Source organism: Micromonospora sp. U56, from assembly GCF_018070095.1.
Taxonomy (GTDB): domain Bacteria; phylum Actinomycetota; class Actinomycetes; order Mycobacteriales; family Micromonosporaceae; genus Micromonospora; species Micromonospora purpureochromogenes.
This window is the reverse complement of record NZ_JAGPYL010000252.1, coordinates 1-1,418: the sequence shown is the minus strand read 5'-3', so window position 1 is coordinate 1,418 and position 1,418 is coordinate 1. Positions and strand designations below refer to the sequence as shown.

Sequence of the window (1,418 nt, the reverse complement as noted above, 5' to 3'; positions counted from 1 at the left end):
AGCCAGCTACGAGGGAGTCCCGCTGTCGGAGCATTCTGTCATCACCCGGGTGATCACGGTGGCGAAGGGCGTGTTCGCGCCGGGCCATCTCGGGGAACTCACCCGGATCGTGCCGTTCGAGATGGTCGACGCTGTGCTGACGGAGACCGGTCGCACGCAGCAGCGTCTGCGATTACTGCCCTCACGGGTGGTGGTGTACCTGCTGCTGGCGGCTGGTTTGTTCGCCGAGGTGGGCTACCTCGGGGTGTGGGACAAGCTCGTCGCCGGTCTCGGCGGGCTCGGGTTGACCCGCCCGTCGGCGACCGGGTTGTGGCATGCCCGGGTCCGGGTCGGCGTCGCCCCGTTACGGGCGCTGTTCGATCTGCTGCGCGGTCCGGCGGCCGGGATCCGCACTGCCGGGGTGTGGTGGTGCGCCCTGGTGGTGACCGCGATCGACGGGACCGTGCTCGACGTGCCCGACTCGTCGGGTAACGCCACGGGTCTGGGTAAGAACCGCAGCCAACACGGCACCGCCGGGTACCCGCAGGTGCGTCTGGTGGCCCTGGTGGCCTGCGGCACGAGGGCCGTCATCGACGCGGTGTTCGGCACCCGCAGCGACGGCGAGACCAGCCACGCGCTGCGGCTGGTCCGCAGCCTGCACACCGGCATGATCGTGTTGCTGGATCGGGGCTTCGACAGCAACACCTTCCTCGCCGCGGTGGCCGGCACCGGCGCGCAGTTCCTCGTCCGGTTGAACGGCAACCGTAAGCCGCCAGTCCTCGCCCGGCACCACGACGGCTCGTACACCTCGATCATCGGCGGCGTGCGGGTCCGGGTCATCGCGTGTGAGATCACCATCTCCACGACCGCCGGGACCCGAACCGGTGTCTACCGGCTGGCTACCACCCTGCTCGATCACCGGCGGTTCCCGGCGTTCGAGGTCGTGAAGCTGTATCACGAGAGATGGGAGGTCGAGTCCGCCTACCTGGAGATCAAATCGACGTTGCTGGGTCGTCGCGTGCTGCGCTCTCCCGTCCCGGCGCTCATCGCCCAGGAGATCTACGCCCTGCTCACGGTCTACCAGGTGATACGGATCGCGATCGCCGACACCGCAGACGCCGCCGGCGGCGTCGATCCGGACCGGGCCGGCTTCACCCTCGCCGTGCAGACAGCCCGAGACCTGATCGTGCAGGCCGCGAACGTCGTCGCCGAGACGACCATCGACCTCATCGGGACCATCGGACGCCACCTGTTGGACAACCTCATGCCCGAACGGCGCCTACGCGTCAGCCCCCGCGCGGTCAAACGACCCCTGTCCCGCTACGCCTACAAGAGCCTCGGCGTCGACCGCAAGAGCTACCTCGCCACCCTCACCATCGACATCCTCGCAGGCCAACCCGCATTGACAGACCAGGCCGATCCTTAACTTCACGGCCTTG

The 1,418-nt window shown here is 68.4% G+C and carries 1 protein-coding gene; it reads left to right on the top strand.

The features are described from left to right. Window positions 1-1,405, top strand: a 1,405-nt coding sequence (locus KBX37_RS33825) for an IS4 family transposase (protein WP_307849321.1), incomplete at its 5' end; no start/stop codon positions are given. Window positions 1,406-1,418: the final 13 nt, after the last annotated feature.